The organism is Chroococcidiopsis sp. SAG 2025 (assembly GCF_032860985.1).
GTDB lineage: Bacteria > Cyanobacteriota > Cyanobacteriia > Cyanobacteriales > Chroococcidiopsidaceae > Chroococcidiopsis.
In genome coordinates, this window is the sequence record NZ_JAOCNC010000001.1 from 3,272,948 (window position 1) to 3,291,128 (window position 18,181).

General features: G+C 45.2%; 18 protein-coding genes. 8 read left to right on the forward strand and 10 right to left on the reverse strand.

Annotated features, from left to right (window positions below):
- Nucleotides 1-93 precede the first annotated feature (93 nt).
- The 5 genes from N4J56_RS15860 to N4J56_RS15880 all read left to right on the forward strand — a co-directional run bounded on the left by N4J56_RS15860 (nucleotide 94) and on the right by N4J56_RS15880 (nucleotide 6,492).
- A complete protein-coding gene (locus N4J56_RS15860) occupies nucleotides 94-1,674 on the forward strand; it encodes an HlyD family secretion protein (RefSeq protein WP_317107310.1) in 1,581 nt (526 codons plus the stop codon).
- Nucleotides 1,675-1,680: 6 nt separating this feature from the next.
- Complete coding sequence (locus N4J56_RS15865; RefSeq protein WP_317107311.1) at nucleotides 1,681-3,873, forward strand: glycosyltransferase; 2,193 nt, start codon at nucleotides 1,681-1,683, stop codon at nucleotides 3,871-3,873.
- Between the two features lie 92 nt (nucleotides 3,874-3,965).
- Nucleotides 3,966-5,147, forward strand: a complete 1,182-nt coding sequence (locus N4J56_RS15870) for a hypothetical protein (protein ID WP_317107312.1) — start codon at nucleotides 3,966-3,968, stop codon at nucleotides 5,145-5,147.
- Between the two features lie 30 nt (nucleotides 5,148-5,177).
- Complete coding sequence (locus tag N4J56_RS15875; RefSeq protein ID WP_317107313.1) at nucleotides 5,178-5,411, forward strand: hypothetical protein; 234 nt, start codon at nucleotides 5,178-5,180, stop codon at nucleotides 5,409-5,411.
- Nucleotides 5,401-6,492 (forward strand): glycoside hydrolase family 26 protein, encoded by a 1,092-nt coding sequence (locus N4J56_RS15880; RefSeq protein WP_317107314.1) that lies wholly within the window; start codon nucleotides 5,401-5,403, stop codon nucleotides 6,490-6,492. The genes N4J56_RS15875 and N4J56_RS15880 overlap by 11 nt, the downstream gene beginning before the upstream one ends.
- Nucleotides 6,493-6,598: 106 nt before the next feature.
- On the opposite strand, the gene N4J56_RS15885 is transcribed toward N4J56_RS15880, so the two are convergent.
- The 6 genes from N4J56_RS15885 to N4J56_RS15910 all read right to left on the reverse strand — a co-directional run bounded on the left by N4J56_RS15885 (nucleotide 6,599) and on the right by N4J56_RS15910 (nucleotide 11,216).
- Nucleotides 6,599-6,967: a low temperature-induced protein gene (locus N4J56_RS15885; RefSeq protein ID WP_106544777.1), complete on the reverse strand. Its 369-nt coding sequence runs from the start codon at nucleotides 6,965-6,967 to the stop codon at nucleotides 6,599-6,601.
- A gap of 152 nt (nucleotides 6,968-7,119) precedes the next feature.
- On the reverse strand, nucleotides 7,120-7,413 hold the full coding sequence (locus N4J56_RS15890; protein ID WP_317107315.1) for a hypothetical protein: 294 nt from the start codon (nucleotides 7,411-7,413) through the stop codon (nucleotides 7,120-7,122).
- Between the two features lie 85 nt (nucleotides 7,414-7,498).
- Nucleotides 7,499-8,542 (reverse strand): ABC transporter permease, encoded by a 1,044-nt coding sequence (locus tag N4J56_RS15895; RefSeq protein WP_317107316.1) that lies wholly within the window; start codon nucleotides 8,540-8,542, stop codon nucleotides 7,499-7,501.
- Between the two features lie 465 nt (nucleotides 8,543-9,007).
- Nucleotides 9,008-9,907, reverse strand: a complete 900-nt coding sequence (locus N4J56_RS15900; RefSeq protein WP_317107317.1) for a hypothetical protein — start codon at nucleotides 9,905-9,907, stop codon at nucleotides 9,008-9,010.
- 198 nt (nucleotides 9,908-10,105) lie between these two features.
- Nucleotides 10,106-10,795, reverse strand: a complete 690-nt coding sequence (locus N4J56_RS15905) for a response regulator transcription factor (protein WP_317107318.1) — start codon at nucleotides 10,793-10,795, stop codon at nucleotides 10,106-10,108.
- A gap of 67 nt (nucleotides 10,796-10,862) precedes the next feature.
- Nucleotides 10,863-11,216 carry a hypothetical protein gene (locus tag N4J56_RS15910; protein WP_317107319.1) on the reverse strand — a complete coding sequence of 118 codons (354 nt, stop codon included), beginning with the start codon at nucleotides 11,214-11,216 and terminating at the stop codon, nucleotides 10,863-10,865.
- A gap of 339 nt (nucleotides 11,217-11,555) precedes the next feature.
- Here N4J56_RS15910 and N4J56_RS15915 point away from each other — a divergent pair, with 339 nt between their 5' ends.
- The 3 genes from N4J56_RS15915 (at nucleotide 11,556) to N4J56_RS15925 (ending at nucleotide 14,188) form a co-directional block, all read left to right on the forward strand.
- Nucleotides 11,556-12,515 carry a cation diffusion facilitator family transporter gene (locus N4J56_RS15915; protein WP_317107320.1) on the forward strand — a complete coding sequence of 320 codons (960 nt, stop codon included), beginning with the start codon at nucleotides 11,556-11,558 and terminating at the stop codon, nucleotides 12,513-12,515.
- Between the two features lie 406 nt (nucleotides 12,516-12,921).
- The gene (locus N4J56_RS15920; RefSeq protein WP_317107321.1) at nucleotides 12,922-13,845 is read left to right on the forward strand and encodes a cation diffusion facilitator family transporter; all 924 of its coding nucleotides are present in this window, start codon (nucleotides 12,922-12,924) and stop codon (nucleotides 13,843-13,845) included.
- Between the two features lie 100 nt (nucleotides 13,846-13,945).
- Entirely contained in the window at nucleotides 13,946-14,188 is a 243-nt protein-coding gene (locus N4J56_RS15925) for a hypothetical protein (protein WP_317107322.1), read from the forward strand.
- Between the two features lie 4 nt (nucleotides 14,189-14,192).
- Here the strand turns inward: N4J56_RS15925 and N4J56_RS15930 are convergent, their stop codons facing one another.
- The 4 genes from N4J56_RS15930 to N4J56_RS15945 form a co-directional block, all read right to left on the reverse strand.
- On the reverse strand, nucleotides 14,193-14,489 hold the full coding sequence (locus N4J56_RS15930; protein ID WP_317107323.1) for a hypothetical protein: 297 nt from the start codon (nucleotides 14,487-14,489) through the stop codon (nucleotides 14,193-14,195).
- A 58-nt stretch (nucleotides 14,490-14,547) separates the two neighbouring features.
- Nucleotides 14,548-17,034 (reverse strand): ATP-dependent Clp protease ATP-binding subunit, encoded by a 2,487-nt coding sequence (locus tag N4J56_RS15935; RefSeq protein ID WP_317107324.1) that lies wholly within the window; start codon nucleotides 17,032-17,034, stop codon nucleotides 14,548-14,550.
- 395 nt (nucleotides 17,035-17,429) lie between these two features.
- Nucleotides 17,430-17,759 carry a sensor histidine kinase gene (locus N4J56_RS15940; protein ID WP_317107325.1) on the reverse strand — a complete coding sequence of 110 codons (330 nt, stop codon included), beginning with the start codon at nucleotides 17,757-17,759 and terminating at the stop codon, nucleotides 17,430-17,432.
- A complete protein-coding gene (locus N4J56_RS15945; protein ID WP_410500335.1) occupies nucleotides 17,719-18,120 on the reverse strand; it encodes a sensor histidine kinase in 402 nt (133 codons plus the stop codon). Before N4J56_RS15945 ends, N4J56_RS15940 begins: the two co-directional genes overlap by 41 nt.
- Nucleotides 18,121-18,181 lie beyond the last annotated feature (61 nt).

Below are 18,181 nucleotides of genomic sequence, written 5' to 3' on the forward strand. Positions count from 1 at the left end.
ACGATCGTGTCAAAAATTCCTCACAAGCGCGATCGCGGTGAATTTAGCGATCCCCAAGCCGATAGTTAGCCTCTAATTAAGAAATGATGGGAATTGTGGATTTTTCTCCCTACACGCCGAAACCACGTCTCATCAAGCGCTCTAATCAGAATTAACTTATATGCACACCGTAATAGTACGGGTTCGTTGCTGCTTGTCCCGCAACTGAAATCGGTACTTTCACTGTGGAGGAGGCTGCTGAGTCGCGCTTATGGTTTGGCTGAATCGCAAGCTCGTTTGCGAAATTACAGTAGCTGCCAGAATACTACCAACTTTACCTTGGAGCCGAAGCGATCGCGTCGGTGTTGCGCTCAAACAGGCTCTAGTACCAGGAAATCCGAACGAATTGCTAACCACCACCAAGAGGATCTCATGAGTTTATCTCCTGAAATTGCGTCTGCCCGCAAACCAGAGACAGAAATATCGCGGGCTTGGATGTTCAAAATGTTGCGACTGGGTTTTATTGTCAGCGTCGGTAGTGTTGCAGCTACTTTTGTTTGGAAGAACTATACCCAAGTTGAGAGCCGCCAAGCTTTTGTGAATGCCGAAATTATCGACGTGCGTAACCCCATTGCTGGAAATTTAATGCTCGACAGCCTCCAAGCTGGACAGTGGCTTACCGCAGGTAAGGCGATCGGACGAGTCGAAAACTTGCGTCAAGTCGCCGAACTCGAAGTCAAACAGCAAGAACTCAAATCGCGCCTGCAAGTCACCCAGCAAAAACAACGGGGCATTCAACAACAGATTAGCGATCGCCGCCGTCAATTGGCACAATTTGCATCTGAAGTTACAGCCCAGAAACAACTCGATGGCGTGTTTGCTCAGCAGCAGGTTGAAGCAGCCCAAAGCGAACTCGATCGCGCCACTGTTGCCACTCAAACTGCTAAAGTTGATGCCGAGCGCGCCCAGGAGTTGTTAGAGGCTGGGATCGTTCCCCCGGCTACAGCCGAAAAAGATTTTCTCCGCTACGAACAAGCGCAAGCTGAGGAAAAAAAAGCGCAGGCGCTTCTAGCTCAAGCACAACAGCGATTTAGAGCTGCTCAAGCCGGATTGCAAATTGACGGTTCCCGCACTTTGAGCTATTCCGAGATTCGCCAAAGGGAAATTAATACCGAAATTGCCGACTTACAACGCCAAGCAGTCCAAATGCGCGTAGAAGCGCGAACCGCCGAGCTAGAACTAGCAAAACTGATCCAGCAGACCCGATTGAATAAAGTTGTGGTAATTTCCGCCCCGACTACGGGCGCTGTGTGGTCTGTTGATGCCAAAGGTGGAGAGTATCTTGCTTCGAGTACTCCGGTGCTGCGGGTTTTGAATTGTCAAAATCGCTGGGTGGATGCTTTCTTCTCGGAAGATAGTACGAAAAATCTCACCCCAGGAATGACTGTACAAGTGCGTTTGTTGGGAGGAGGCGATCGCTTCATACCAGGCAAAATTGAATCGCTCCGCAGTGGTTCGGGACGGGTCGCTACAGGCTACGATGTCGCCGTTCCACCTCCAGAAAGCACCCAAAAGCAAGTTGCAGTCAGAATCAATCTTGATTGGTCTGCGGCTCCCAATGCCGTTAATTTTTGCGATGTCGGACGCAGTGCCGAGGTTCGCTTTCCCAAGCGTCTCACTCTAGCGGGGATGTAGTTGAGAATGCGCTTTAGATCTTCCTGGTATAACCACACAGAACGAGTGCTGATAGTCATAGCACTGATCTTGGTAGGAATTTGGTCAACTCAACAACTCAACTGGTTAGATTTAATGGCTGAGTTGCTGAATTTTTGGCAGTGGGGCAAGGGATTTTTTGCTAATGTGGTTAGTTCCCTGCACGTTCTCCTCTTTCCTTCCGTGCTGGGTGTAGCTGCTGCCACGATCGCGATTCATGCTTTTCCCAGTTCTCCGCCAGTTTGGGTAAGGGTGGCTGTTTCTAGCATAGTGGCGCTGCTGGGCTTACGTTACTTGACTTGGCGGTTATTTATCACGCTGAACTTCAGCGATTTTTGGAACGGTAGCCTCAGCCTGTTGTTTTTGGCGATCGATATTGCGGGATTTGTGGTCTGTGTTGCTTCTTTGTGCCACATGAGTTTTATTACCAACCGTTCCCCCCAGGCAGATCGCTTGTCAAAAGCCGTGATTGCTGGGACTTACTGCCCTTGGGTAGACGTGTGGATTCCGACTTATAACGAACCAGTAGAACTGTTGCGACGGACAATCATCGGCTGTCAGGCGATGGATTATGCCAATAAGCGGGTGTATTTGTTGGATGATAAGCGCCGTCCGGCAATGCGATCGCTAGCCGAGGAATTAGGTTGCGTTTACATCTGTCGTCCTGACAATCGCCATGCCAAAGCAGGTAATCTCAACCATGCCATGAAACAAACTCAAGGGGAATTAATTGTTTCCTTTGATGCCGATTTTATTCCAACCCGCGAATTCCTCACTCGTACGGTAGGGTTTTTTCAAGACCCGCAAGTTGCTTTAGTCCAAACTCCCCAAACTTTCTATAATGGCGATCCGATCAAGCACAACTTAGGTTTAGGTGGAATTTTAACCAACGATCAAGATTTATTTTTTCGCCTAGTTCAATCTGGTAGAGATACTTTTAACTGCGTCATTTGTTGCGGTTCTTCTTTCATCATGCGCCGTCACGCTGTGGAGAAAGTTGGTGGTATTCCTACAGAGACTCTTTGCGAAGATCTTTTAACTTCCGTCAAACTTCAAGCAGCAAAATACAAGGTTTTATATTTAAATGAAGCTTTATCTGCCGGAGCTTCAGCCGAAAATATTGGTGGCTACATCGATCAGCGAATTCGGTGGGGACAAGGAACGCTACAAACTCTATTTTGTTCCCTTAATCCTTTAACCATGCCAGGGCTTAATTTAGTTCAGCGCTGCTTTTATCTGATTGGCATTTTAGGCTGGCTTTTGACTGGTTTGCAGATATTTTCTTTATTTGTACCTTTGGGATTTCTTGTATTAGGATTAATGCCTTTAAAAGCCCAAATGAACGAATTACTTTTCTTTTGGTTACCCTATTATTTAATCAACTTAACTGTATTTGCTTGGTTAAATGGCAGCAAGCGATCGTCTTTGTGGGCTGATGTTTATGCCAACATTACTTGCTTTCCTTTGGCATTAATGACTGTTAAAACATTGATTAATCCTTTTGGAAAAGGTTTTAAAGTCACGCCTAAAGGTGTAGATGCTCGCGGGGTAGCTGTAAACTGGCAAGTTGCTTATCCGCTGATTTTCACTCTAGGATTGTACGTCATTGCTCTCGCCGTGCATCTATTTGGTTTGCAGTGGGAAGGTAAACCAGCAAGTCCAGGGTTTAGTATTTTTTGGGGAATTTATAATGCTTGCGTGTTAGCGATCGCCATTCAAGTTGCGATCGACGTACCTCAAGAAGTTTTATCTCTCAGTTTTCCCCATCAACTTGCTTGTCAGCTAATTTTAGGCGATCGCATTATTGATGGTAATACGGTTGAAATATCACAGAAAAGGGCAAAGATTCAGCTTGACTCATTTCCGACAAATTACCCTTCAGATACGATTAGCCACATTGATATTCCATTTCTAGAACTGAAAACATTAGCTCTAATTTCTCTTCCCAATCGTACAGATAAGAATGGCACGAAAATAGAAATAGAATTCGTGAGTTTGACCTTAGAACAAGAGCGACGACTGATAGAATTTCTTTTCTGTCGTCCCGGTCAATGGCAAGAGACTCCCGTAAGTGAATTCAAATCTTTTTGGGCGTTAATTACCTCTGTATTTCGTTTATATCCCTTAGCTGAAACTCAGAGAGTTAATAGCAACGCTATAACTACCTCAATTAAGTCGTAAGTCGTAAGTCGTGGTGGGTATTGCCTACCTTATACCTGCTTCGTAAAACAAAGCAAAGAAATAGCAACACAAAAATTTGTGACTTGTGAATAATGATTCAACTCAAAAAAATTGCCAAATTTAAAGTTGGCAAGAAATCTTTTCTACAATTTTGGGCGATCGCCTGCCTTGTTTTTCTGCTTTCCCTAAGTCAATTAACCCCCACATTAGCAGCTACAGATAATTCGCTGTTTGGCGTTTATTACGGCAACAACGGTTTTCAAATGGCGCAAGTTCAAGCTCTAGAAACCTGGCAGGGTAAGAAAAATACTGTAATTAACCTATTCACGACTTGGTGCGACAAAAGCACTGTCATGGATGCTTTATTTAACGACCAACTCTTAAATATTTGGAACAATCAAAACGTTCCGATGATTACTTGGGAACCGTTTTCTTGTCCCGTTTCCTCCAATCCAACTGATGCTGAGTTACGCAGCATTACTCCAGGTGACATCGAGATCCGCGCCGCCTATGGCGAGTATGACGCTTACTTCCACAACTGGGCAGACCGGATGAAGGTATTTTTAAGCGGTCCCGATGGCATATACAATACCAAGGACGATCGCCGCGCTTATATTCGCTTTGCTCATGAAATGAATGGCAACTGGTATCCTTGGAGTCCAGTCCCAGGCGAGGGGGGTAATCCTGCTAGCGATTATATTCTCATGTGGCAGCGCGTCAAAAGCTTATTTTTCAACAAGGGGATGGAGTGGACGCATCTGCAATGGGTTTGGTGTGTCAACTATAACGATTACCAGGGATACAATGCCGAGGCTTTATATCCTGGTGATGCCTACGTAGACTGGATATCAATTAGCGGCTACAACTGGGGTGCAAGTCAAACCTGGTCGCCTTGGATAACCCCAGAACAGACATTTAGCGGAATGCTCGGTCGCCTGAAAGCTCTATCGACTAGACCGATCTCCATCACTGAGGTCGCTAGCACTCCAGCTACTCCCAGTGGTATGAGTACAGACGCTAAAGCCCAGTGGATTAGCAACTTCTACAAATACATCCTGGCGAACGATATTAAGATGGTTGTCTGGTTTAATTTCTCGAAAGAAACTGACTGGTCGGTGTTTGGTGGTCCTAGTGGCGATAGCTATTTCGATTACAACTACAACAGGTATAACGCTTACTCTAGCTACAAGAATGCGATTAGCGCTGATGCTTTTGTTCCTTCAGATCCGAATAATCCCCGTTTATTGACGGATGCGAAGTTTGCGGGATATTGACGGTAAGCGGAAGTCGTAGGGGCGGGTTTGTTGGAAGATCCCGTCGCACAACCAACAGTTGCGCGATTAAACCCGCCCGTACAGGAGTCGGGTTTGTTAGAAGCTCTCGGCGCACAACCAACAGTTGCACGATTAAACCCGCCCGTACAGGAGTCGGAAGTTGTAAAACAGGTTTTTTTGAGGAAAAAGGGCGTAAAGCAACATGACATTATGGAGAAAGAGAAATTTCATGCGATCGCTTGCTCGCCAGCTTATGTCAGCTAGGACTTACTTTTTCTGTCTGACGATCGCCCTAACAATTTATTTGCTACCCCTGCAAGCTACTACCAATAAACTGCTATTAGGCGTGTATTACGGTAACAATGGCTGGGAAATGGATCGGTTGCAAGCAATGGAAAAATGGCAAGATAAGCAGCATACTACGATCGCGCTGTTTGCTAACTGGTGTGATTCTACTACCGATCTGGATAACTTATTTGGACAACAACTGGTCAAAATTTGGGGCGATCGCCACGTACCTTCAATTACTTGGGAACCATTTTCTTGCAATGCTTCCGCCACTCCCAGCGATATTGAAGTAAAAATTGCCAATGGCGATCTCGACTCATACATAAATCGATGGGCGGACAGGATGAAAACCTTTCTCAGTGGTGCAGACGGCATTTATAATACTCAGGACGATCGCCGCGCTTACATTCGTCTCGCTCACGAAATGAATGGCAACTGGTATCCTTGGAGTGCAGCTCAAGGCACACGACCGACTGATTATGTCCGTATGTGGCGACATGTCAAAAGTCTATTCTTCAACAAAGGTATGCATCGCACCCATTTGCAATGGATCTGGTGCGTCAATGCAACAGATGTAGGTAACTATAAAGCTGAGTCGTTTTATCCAGGCAACAACTATGTAGATTGGGTAGGAATTGACGGCTACAACTGGGGTCAAACTCAAGCCTGGTCTCAGTGGCAAGATCCAGCACAAGTGTTTGGCAATATGCTCCACCGCTTGCATCGCATCACATCTAAACCTGTAGCGATTGGTGAGATGGCGACTACGACAACTACCACTGCTGGCAACCAGATCGCAGCTAAATCTCAGTGGATTACCAAGATTTTTAAGTACACCCACAGCCACAATATCAAAGCGATCGCCTGGTTCAATCAAGACAAAGAAACAGATTGGGCTGTTTTTGGTGGCGATCGCGGTGACAGTACATTTGTCAATAATGGTAAGACTTACAAAACTTATTCTGCCTACAAGTTAGCTATTCGCGATCGCAGTTGGATCTCTGCTAATACAAAAAATCTCCGCCTGATTACAGATGCAGAGTTTGCTGGTTTGTAGTGGGGGAAGGCAGACAAAAGACAGCAATAAGGGATGACCACCGCCAGAATCATCCCCACACGTCAAGCAATATTAATGTTTCAATTCTTAAGCTGCATCAAAAGCCTTAGTCTTTACCAGTAACTGATTCCAAAGCATTTTTCAGTTTGTCTTCTACTGAGGTTGCTTTAGCATTTTCTGGACGACTCATCTTGTTTAAGTCAGCAGCTCCTTGAACTTCATTAAGTCCTTCTTGAGCTTTGGTTTGCGTTTCTTTACGGGAGTAAGGATCTTTGAGAACTGCTTCTTGAGCTTCTTTCTCAATGCCTCTTAGCTGAGCTTCACCTTGCTGGGGAGCAGTGGGGCTACCACCGGGATTGACAGGAGCGCTGAAAGCGGGAAGCGCTTGAGAGAATACTAGCAACGCGCTGACACAGATAGCAAATAAAATGCGAACTGGGCGCAACGCAGATAAATTGAATCGAACAGAGCGCATACTTGTTTCTCCTGCGATCGACAATTGTCATAACAAACTTGTAATTTATGGCTACGTTTCGCTGAAATTCAGCGGAATTCGGAACCAACCTTCTTTATTTAGCGCTAATCTTTGATTTAGTTACATCTACATCAGGATAGATATATTTAATACTAATCGCAGACGAGAAATTCAATCTTTGGTAATAATGGATCGCGCACGATACCAACACCAATAAAATTCCAACGCTTCAACAACGCTCCTAGTTGAGTACCAGGAATCGACTCAATTGCAAATTGGTCGGCTACACCAGCGGCATGAGTATTCAGATAAGTCAATGCCTCAAAATATTCGCTGAATAGTAACAAATAGCCTGTGTTTTTCTCAGCTACATCGCGATTTACCCGGGCAACTAAATAGCTGCCATCAGACTTAGAACGCGCAATGTAGTAGATTTGGGACAACATGAGTTAGAAGTCGTAAGTCGCAAGTCACAATTAACCGATCGCCTTGTAGAGACGTTACATGTAACGTCTCTACACTGATAACTGTTTAGGGATTCTCCAACTTAATCCGGGGATCGGCGACTTTGAGTAGCAGGTCGGCAATTAAGTTACCAACAATTAACATTACGGCTCCCATGACCAAGCTTGCCATGACGAGATACAAATCTTGAGCTAAGACTGCTTGCAAAATTAAGCGCCCTAATCCAGGCCAGTTGAAGAAGAATTCGGCAATAAACGCACCGCTTAACAACCCAGCCAGTTCAAATCCTAAGATGGTGATTAGGGGATTGATGGCGTTACGCAAAGCGTGGACGTAGATCACGCGGTTTTCTGGTAGTCCCTTAGCGCGGGCAGTTTGAATATAATCTTGACGGAGTACGTCGAGGAGTTCGCCACGAGCGATCCGTTGCAAGCCTGCAAAGCTGGTAATACTTAAAGCTATGGTGGGTAAGATCATGTGCCAGCCAACATCGAGGATTTTACCTAGAGGCGTGAGATCGGCGTGGTTGATACTCGTCATGTCTCCTACGGGAAATAGGGGAGAGACGTTTTGAGCGAAGATGAGGAGTAACAAGGCAGTGATGAAGCTGGGAAATCCTTGTCCGGTGTAGCTGATAACTTGTAAAACGCGATCGCTCCACTGATTTTGCTTCACGGCGGCGACAATTCCTAAAGGAATGGCGATCGCCCAGGTGACAATTAAAGATGAAATTGCCAGTAGTAAGGTGGCTCCAACCCGCTCCCATAACAAAGAAGACACGGAACGCTGATAGACGAAACTCGTACCAAAATCACCTTGAGTCACAATCCGCCACAACCACCGGAAATACTGTTCGATCCACGGACGGTCTAATCCAAACTGTTGTCGCAATTGCTCGATCCGTTCGGGTGAAATTTTGGGGTTTTGCCGTAGCGTATCCAAATAATCTCCTGGAGCAAGTTGAATAATAAAGAATGACAATGCAGATGCTAGTAATAATGTCAAGAGGGCTTGGGCTAGCCGCTTGATAATATAAATAAATGTTTCACTTGAGGCTAACCCCGTCAGCCACTGCCGACCAGATGTTAATGAAAGTTTACTAGAAGCCATAATGTGAGCGATTGCGCTTTAGCTTTCTAGGATAATATCCTTTTTGGCTAAAATGTTCGCTGAGATGATAACCCTTCTTTTCTTTTGAAGACGAATAGGTAAATGCAGGTGCGATCGCTACAGGACAAAGATACTAAGTGAGAAATTACAGAACCATCCAAACAAGGTGCGCGTAGATATACTCAAATTAAGTCACAAAGTTCTGTTTGAGAATGTAAATAATAGCAGCACAAAAAGGCGTATATTGTCCGTTAGAATCGAGTTACTCATAATCTTCAGCAAGCTGCTGAACTTGTTGAGAAGAAAGTCGGTCAATATCTAACAAGGCTCCATTAGTTACTTGTTATCGCATTCTTCTCAACTTATCAATATTGAGTCCGAGTTTTTCAATTCTTGCCTTTCACGTTATTTTCACTTATATACCAAAAGGCGAATAAAAAGGTGGGCAATGCCCACCCTAAAGTTTTAGCGTCTTCTACTACCGAAAGAACTCCGGCTGCGGCTACCACTACCGAAAGAACCCCGGCTGCGACTACCACTACCAAAACTACCAGAAGATGGTCTTCTGTAGGTGGAGTTACGATTACCCGATGGGCGCAGAATGCTAGTACCGTAGCCCGACCCGGTAGGACGGTTAGTCGTGCGTGCGGGTGTGCGTACCGTGCTGCCCGAAGGAGTTCTAATTCTACCTGTAGTGCGGAAGGTTTGTCTGTTTCTAACTGCTGCTGGAGGCGCATTGTAGCGCGTGCGATAGCTGCTTACGGCGCGATCGTAAGTATTGCCATAACCGCCATAGCCTCTGAGAACGCTTACCCCTGGTTGATAGACGGGTGGAACGTAGTACTGAGGTCTAAATAGCAAGCTACCGATCGCCTGACCAGCAATATTACCCGCTAAGGCTCCGGCAAATGGTGTCCAGAAACTCGTTTCTCGGCGGACAACTACGGTTTCTTGCTGTCCTGTTTGCGGATTTGTCTGAGTTTCCGTAACGTTATGGACGTACTGAATCCGAAAATCTTCAGTTAGATATAAAGCTGGCTGTCCGTTTTCTACTTTCAAATAACTCTTTTGACCTGCTTTAATTTGTTCGTCGGTCAGCCGTGCCATCTGTAAGTTTTGAGTATTGTAAACTGGGGGTGTGCCAGGTGGGGTATTGAGTAAGACTAAACTATATGTCCCATCAACATCATTATATTCAGCTTGCTGTACGGGATACTCACCATCGGCGAGCTGGCTAGAAACGCTTTCTCGCGTAGCTACATTCCTAGTCGCTTGGGGATTATTCGCTTCATTTGGTCCTCCACAAGCTACAGTTGTCCAGCATAAAGTTAAGGTTAAAAACAAGATTGTGAATTTACGCAACATGGAGCAATCCACTTGAATTGAGCTTTCATCATAACTCTAGCAAGTTCAGGTGCAAGGGAATTCCTCCGTTAGCTAGGAACTTTTTGTACCTTGAAGCGATCGCACCTACTTCTTTTTACTAGAGTAGAGTAGGCTGAAAACTTTAGTAGATCGTACTTTCAACCACTGGCGATCGCCTTTCTATCCATAAGTTACAACCTACTCAATCAAGCCATGTTCTAGGGCAAACCGAACTAATTCAGTACGGCTATTTGTACCAGTTTTGCTAAAAAGGCGGCTGACGTATTTTTCTACGTTACGGACGCTCGTTTGCAGGCGGCGAGCGATTTCTTTGTTCATCAATCCTTCTGTCACCAAATTCAAGACGCTTTGTTCTCGCGGTGTTAGATCGATTTTTATTGGGGCGGGAGTCGTATTAATTGCACTACGCTGAGTTAGCATTGCCTTAATTTGAGCGATTTGATTGGCTAATTCAGCGATGTCGGGGGCTTCGCCTTCTGCTAAGGGTTGACTGACGGGGCGACGGTCTAATAAGTTTTCAACAATTGCCACCAACTCATCGGGATCGAAAGGCTTGGGAATATAGGCATCTACACCAGAGTTATAGCCCTGAATGCGATCGGTTGTCATCCCCTTAGCAGTCAAAAATACCACTGGTAGGCGTTTGAAGCGAGGATCTTCTCGCATTTGCTTCAGGAATTGATAGCCGTCTACCTGGGGCATCATGATATCTGAAATCACCAAGTCAGGAGTATTTTGCTGCAATAAATCCCAACCTTCGCGGGCATTACTTGCAACCTGCACGACAAAACCGCTTTCTTCTAAGTAGTCCTTGACGGCTTCCCGCAATCCAGGTTCATCATCGACTAGTAAAAGACGTGGTGACATTCCAATTCTTGCATCTGAATATTTAGTACCACTTTAGCGGATTTTAGACTGCTCCCTCAAATGTTCTCTAGCCCTCAGTTTCTGCTAAATATCGCTCTAAGTCTTCGCTGATGCGAGTGAGTTCGGCTTCGCTAGTTAAGCGAATGTTGCTATCTTTGATGGTTAGCAGAACTTTTGCCGCAAAGGGACTCGCCCAAATATTAGGATTACAAAATACTTCGAGAAAAACTTCTCCCACGTGGCGATATTCCATCGGAGGTTGAGGCGTGGCTTTACCAATCGGTGTACTTTTGACTGCAACTGCTTTGAGACGATCCATTAACTGAGCGATCGCCGCTTGTAATTCCCGTGCTGCCATTGGCGAAAAGCTGAAGGAAACCGAGCCTTCAACTAAATTTAAGGTTAATTGTGTAAGAGTCACGATCGTGTAATCAAAATTTGATTCTATCAGTTAATAGGGAGCAGTTATCAGTGACCAGTGACCAGTTAATTTTGACTTACGACTTGATAGCTGCTCCGCAACTCCTTCGTCCTTCCCTCGTCTCTCGGTTGCTATTTTGATTTATTCCTAATAAGAACGCTTTTCAAAACAATGCAAAAAAAATTAGAATTAATTGCCAATCCTATTCATTAAGTAGGAAGTTTATCAATTTTTTTATTGCCTCAATTCTATATAAAAACGATAAACTAAAAGATTATTTCCTATAATTCAATTGTTTGTGACTCCGAATTTGATATTTAAAATTCAGAATTTTTAGATATGATTTTAGACAATCGTTCCGTAGTTCGTAAGGTTTTACTGATAACTTTATTGCTCAACTTATTTGTGATGGCGTTGAAAGCCACAATAGGTTGGTGGACGGGTTCGCTCAGTTTACTAGCCGATGCCTTGCATAGTATCACGGATAGCGCCAATAACGTTTTAGGATTAATTACCAGTCGCTTTTCTTCTCCCCGACCAGATCGAGATCATCCCTACGGGCATCAAAAATTTGAAGCTGTAGGAGCTTTAGGCATAGCTGCCTTTTTGGGCATTGCTTGCTTTGAAATTTTACAAGGAGCGATCGAGCGAATTTTTAATGGGATTCAGCCAGTAAAAATTACTGAATCAGAGTTGTGGTTGCTACTGATTGTCTTGGGGGTGAATATTTTCGTGACTTTTTACGAACGTCGCGAGGGTCAAAGGGTAGGCAGTCCGATTTTGATTGCCGATGCCAAACACACTATGAGCGATGTGTGGGTGACGATTACCGTGTTGGCAGGATTGATTGGTATTTGGCAGGGACGAGTTTTAAATCTGCCTCAACTTCAATGGTTAGACATAATTTTGGCGTTTCCCGTTGCCTTATTAGTGTTTTGGAGTGGTTGGCAGGTGATTAAAGAAAATTTACCTTGGTTGGTCGATGAAATCGCGATCGCCCCCGAAGCAATCCACGCGATCGCCATGTCCGTACCTGGGGTGGTTAACTGTCACGATATCGCCTCCCGTGGTTTACTAGGGCGACAAGTCTTTATTGAAATGCATTTAATTGTCGATGCTGTTGATGTGGATACTGCCCATCGGATTACTGAAGCCGTAGAAGCCAAACTGGAAGAGAAATTTAGCCCCGTGAGGGTTTTAATTCACGTTGAGCCACCTGAATACAAGTCAAATAGTATTAGCTTTGATGAGGAAAGGGAGCAGGGAGCGCACGAGCAGGGAGCAGAGACTAGTGGCTAGTCAATAGTCACTAGCCACTAGCCACTCACAAATTACTAACTACCAACAACGATTACAGCCAATTATCGTAATTGAATTTAATTCACGATTCTGAAAAGCTCTACTTATTAAAGCAGTGCGATCGCTGTTAGATTTAGCCTTACACTCCGCGCTAAACAATAATATTTTTCAATAAGACTTACTCATTGTTGTAATAGTATGTAAAACTTGACTTTGCCCTAAGAGAATTTAACCCATATGATTCAATTTATGGAATAACAACGTATCGTAGGTTAAAAACAGGTGATTTGAGCTAATAAGTAAAACTAGACAATAGCAGTCTTTTATTATCTAGTAATTTTGTATACCCTTGTGTCAATTATGACCGAAACAAACAACTACTTAAGAGCAAATAACATGAAATGGTATGGGAAATGATAACCGTGTAGCAGTGAGGAAGGTATTGCTCGTTACCCTACTGCTGACTTTGAGCGTGACAATACTCAAAGCAATCCTGGCTTGGTGGACTGGTTCTCTCAGCCTGTTTTCGGATGCTTTACACAGCGTGACAGATAGTAGCAACAACATTTTGGGGCTAGTTGCCAATAACCTATCTTCTCCAGAACCGGATCGCGATCATCCTTACGGACATCAAAAATTTGAAGCAATAGGAGCTTTGGGAATCGCGGGTTTTATTAGCATTGCAGGTTTTGAAATTTTACAAACAGCTATAGAGCGAATGCTCAAAGGTGCAGAGTTAGTTAAGGTTTCTGCACCAGAATTGTGGTTGTTGCTGATCGTATTGGGCGTGAATATTTTTCTTGCCTATTACGAGGATGGCGAAGGGCAACGATTAGGCAGTCCGATTTTGATTGCTGATGCTAAACATACGATGAGCGATGGGTGGATTACGCTCACGGTATTGACGGGATTAATTGGCGTTTGGCAGGGACAGGAATTGGGTATTCCTTTACTACCGTGGCTTGATGTAATTTTGGCGTTTCCCGTCGCTTTTTTAGTATTTAGCAGTAGCTGGGAAGTCTTGAAAGAAAATTTACCTTGGTTAGTCGATGAAATCGCGATCGCGCCTGAAGAAATTCACGCGATCGCCATGTCCGTACCAGGAGTCATCAACTGTCATGATATCGCCTCCCGTGGCGTAGTTGGTCGGCAAGTTTTTATTGAAATGCATTTAGTCATCTACTCTTCTGACATCGAAACCGCCCACTACATAGCCGAAGAAGTAGAAGCACGGTTGCGAGAACGATACGGTTCGGTCAGAGTCGCCATCCGCGTCGAACCGCACAATTGTCAATCCGACCAAATTAGCTACGAGTCAGCAACAGACTAATTTGCAATTCCTCCTAACTCTTGTACGGGCGGGTTTAGCAAAAGATTTACCGCTGGCGACCAGATATTTTTCCTCAAAACCCGCCCCTACGATCTAACTTTTGTACGGGCGGGTTGAGCCAACGATTCACCGCTGGCGACCAGATATTTTTTCTCAAAACCCGCCCCTACGATCTAACTTTTGTACGGGCGGGTTTAGCAAAAGATTTACCGCTGGCGACCAGATATTTTTCCTCAAAACCCGCCCCTACGATCTAACTTTTGTACGGGCGGGTTTAGCAAAAGATTTACCGCTGGCGACCAGATATTTTTTCTCAAAACCCGCCCCTACGATAACTGACTAACCGCTCACTCCCAAGTCGCAACAGGACGTAGGATCTCAGGAATTTTTTCTTGAGTCGGGGGAAATTCGAGGATAGTTTCTCGCAAACCGAGATAACCCGATTCACTGAAGGATAGTAGCATTCGAGCCAGAGCAAACCAAACTTCTGATTCGTATTCCCAATCGCGATCGCGCACCGATCTCCCAGCAATGGAACGCAGCGCCCAGAAATAGCTGTTACGCACCACAGAACCACCTTTTTTATAGGTTGGTACGTCTTCGCAGTGGAGAAATAAAATCGTATCTTCAATTTTTGCTCTCATAGTACAAAGTAGGGCGGGCATTTGCCCACCCTACATTTATGGTTTATTCAAAAACATTCTAGCTAGCAGAAGACAACATCAACTCTTTCGCTTCTACTTTGCTGACTTGGACTTGACCGTCAGCATCAACATCAACTAAAGCTGTGTCGCCATCGTTAATGCGACCGGATAACATAGCTTCGGCTAAAGAATCTTCCAACAGCCGCATCATGGCTCTACGTAACGGTCTAGCACCGTAGCTAGGATTGTAGCCTTCATCGACGACTTTATCTTTAAAACGCTCTGTCACTTTCAAGGTAATAGAACGCTCGGTCAAGCGGCTAGAAATCTCTTGAAGCATGATGTCAGCAATTTGCTTGACTTCATTCTTGTTGAGTTGACGGAAGACGATAATCTCATCAAGGCGGTTGAGAAACTCAGGACGGAAATGTTGCTTGAGTTCTTCTTGTACCAAGTTACGGACGCGATCGTATTGTGCGTCAGCGCGATCGCCACCTAATTCAAATCCAATTCCACCGCCACCTTTTTCAATGACTCTCGAACCAATATTAGAGGTGAGAATAATCAGCGTGTTTTTAAAGTCTACCGTGCGTCCCTTGGCATCGGTCAAACGACCGTCATCCATGATTTGCAACAGCATATTAAACACGTCGGGGTGTGCTTTCTCGATCTCGTCGAATAGCAACACGGTGTATGGTTTGCGCCGCACGGCTTCCGTTAGCTGTCCGCCTTCGTCAAAGCCTACGTAGCCAGGAGGCGAACCGATGAGCTTAGAAACAGTATGCCGTTCCATGAATTCTGACATATCCAAGCGAATCATCGCTTCTTCCGAACCGAAGAAGTATGCAGCAAGGGATTTGGCTAACTCCGTCTTACCTACACCAGTAGGACCGGAAAAGATAAAACTAGCGATCGGACGGTCGGGATTCTTCAATCCAACTCGCGCCCTGCGGATAGCTTTAGAAACAGCTGTAACGGCTTCTTCTTGTCCGATTAGACGCTGGTGCAAAGTATCTTCCAAGTGCAACAGCAACTCTGATTCGGATTCCGTCAGCTTGCTGACTGGTACGCCCGTCCAAGAAGCAACAATTTGAGCAATGTCTTCTTCGTCTACTACAGGAACGCTAGCGTTTTCGATTTCTTGCTTTCTATTTTCAGCGATCGCCTTCAGTTGTTGCTCGATTTCCAACTCGCGATCGCGCAATTTACCAGCATTGTCAAAATCTTGTGCCGAGACTGCGGCTTCTTTCTCTTTCGTTACCTGCACCAATTCTTGCTTGAGTGCTTGGGTTTCGGGAGACTGCTTCGAGTTGCGGAAGCGGACGCGAGAACCTGCTTCATCGATCAAATCAATCGCCTTATCGGGCAAGAAGCGATCGCTAATGTAGCGATCGGACAGTTTAGCAGCAGCAGCCAAAGCTAGATCTGACATCTTAACTTTGTGGTGTTGCTCGTAGCGATCGCGCAATCCAAACAAAATTTCGATCGTTTCTACTACACTGGGTTCATCTACCATCACTGGCTGGAAACGCCTTTCTAGTGCTGCATCCCGTTCGATGTGCTTGCGGTACTCATCTAGGGTAGTGGCTCCCATGCACTGTAATTCGCCTCTAGCTAAGGCAGGCTTGAGCATATTCGCCGCATCAATTCCGCCTTCAACACCACCCACACCGATCAGAGTATGAATTTCATCGATGAACAGAATGATATTGCTATTCGATCGCACTTCATTTAAAACAGATTTGATCCGCTCTTCAAAGTCACCGCGATAGCGAGTTCCGGCAACTAACGAACCCATATCAAGACTGTATAGCTGCTTGTCTATGAGAGTATCAGGCACGTCGTTGTTAGCAATTCGCTGCGCCAAACCTTCTGCGATCGCGGTTTTACCAACACCAGGTTCGCCAATCAATACGGGGTTATTCTTCGTGCGCCGACCTAAAATTTGCACGGCACGTTGAACTTCTTTTTCACGACCGACGACAGGATCTAGCTTACCTTCCGCCGCTAGCTTCGTTAAATTCGTCCCAAACTCATCCAGTGTCGAAGTTTTGTTGGGAGCTGTGCCAAAACCCTTGCGTCCTTGTCTACCAGCACTAGCAACAGTTGCAACTTCGCCCAACTTGCGAATCGTGTTACCACGGGCTTCGTCTAGATCGACCCCCAAGTTTTGCAGGACTTTTCCAGCGACACCTTCTCCCTCTTGGAGCAAACCTAACAACACATGTTCTGGACCGATGTAATTATGCCCCAAAGTGCGTGCTTCTGTGAAAGCTTGCTCGAATACGCGCTTGACTTTTGGTGTAAAAGGAATTTCAGCCATCGCTGGACGATTTCCTCTACCGATAATTTTTTCCACTTCGGCGCGGGCTGCTTGAAGGGTCACTCCCAGCTCGGTTAATACTTTCGCTGCAATTCCCGTGCCTTCTCCAATCAAGCCTAATAAAATTTGCTCGGTTCCTACCAAATTGTGACCCAGGCGACGTGCTTCTTCCTGGGCAAGCATAACTGCTTTAATTGCTTTATCAGTGAAATGCTCAAACATAACGGACTTCCTCTACCGAGCTGTTTGAAAAGGTGAGAATCAAACTCTTTTTACTTCTGGTGAAATTAAAATCTCTTCACCTTTGGTGAAAGAATAATTTCTTCACCCCCTCTACATAAACTTTTATGTAGTTTCTTCCGTTAATGTATCCTTCCCAAGTACAACTCTGCATTGGTAATAGCCGTAATGCCAAAGGCGTAGTAGCCACCCTGATGAGGGGCGAGGAGTGAGGAGTGAGGAGTGAGGGGCGAGGAGTGAGGGAAAGAAGAGAGCTGAGGGAAAGAAGAGAGAGTCGCGGAGCAATTACAAGTCACAAGTCACAAGTCACAAGTCAACCCTACCCCCCCCCCCCACCCCCACCCCACACCCGACTCCCTTTCATCGCGCACCACGCATCACTCTTTTCCCTCGCTCCTCCTCCTCACTCCTCGCCCCTTATTTCTAGTCAAGCGGTATTTTAACCATAAAGATCGTGCCGACTCCGACTTCGCTTTTACGTAGATTTGACCGCCGTGAAGATCGACAGATTTTTTAACAATAGCAAGTCCTAGCCCCGTACCCGAGATATTACCGACGTTGCTAGCTCTGTGAAAGGAATGGAAGAGTCGATCGCGATCGCCCATTGGAATGCCGATGCCTTCGTCTTGAATTCGGAAGATTGCTACTCCTTCCTTGGAAACGATATCAAAATAAATACTTCCACCATTGGGAATACTTAATTGCATTGGAGAGTAAATTTCCTAGTACCTGTCGCAAAAGCTTTTCATCCATACAGCCATTGATACTATCTCCCCGCGTGCGCAAAATAATTTTGTGAGCGGTGGTTGTGATTTGCATTCCTTCAACTAGTTCGCGGCAAAATTCGATCAGATCTATGGACAATGGATTGAATTCCAGCTTACCTGCGTCTGCTTTGCCAATTAAGAGGACATCATCTAGCAAACCAGTCATGTGTTTGACAGCTGTAATGATGCGCTGGAAATGATGGCGTTTTTTCTCCTCTGTCCACTTGGAACTGTAATCTTCTAATAACTCTGCTGAAGATAAAATTGTCGTCAATGGCGTGCGGAATTCGTGGGATGCCATCGTGACGAAGCGAGATTTTAGTTCGTTCAGTTCTTTTTCTCTCGCTAGAGCTTGTCTGATT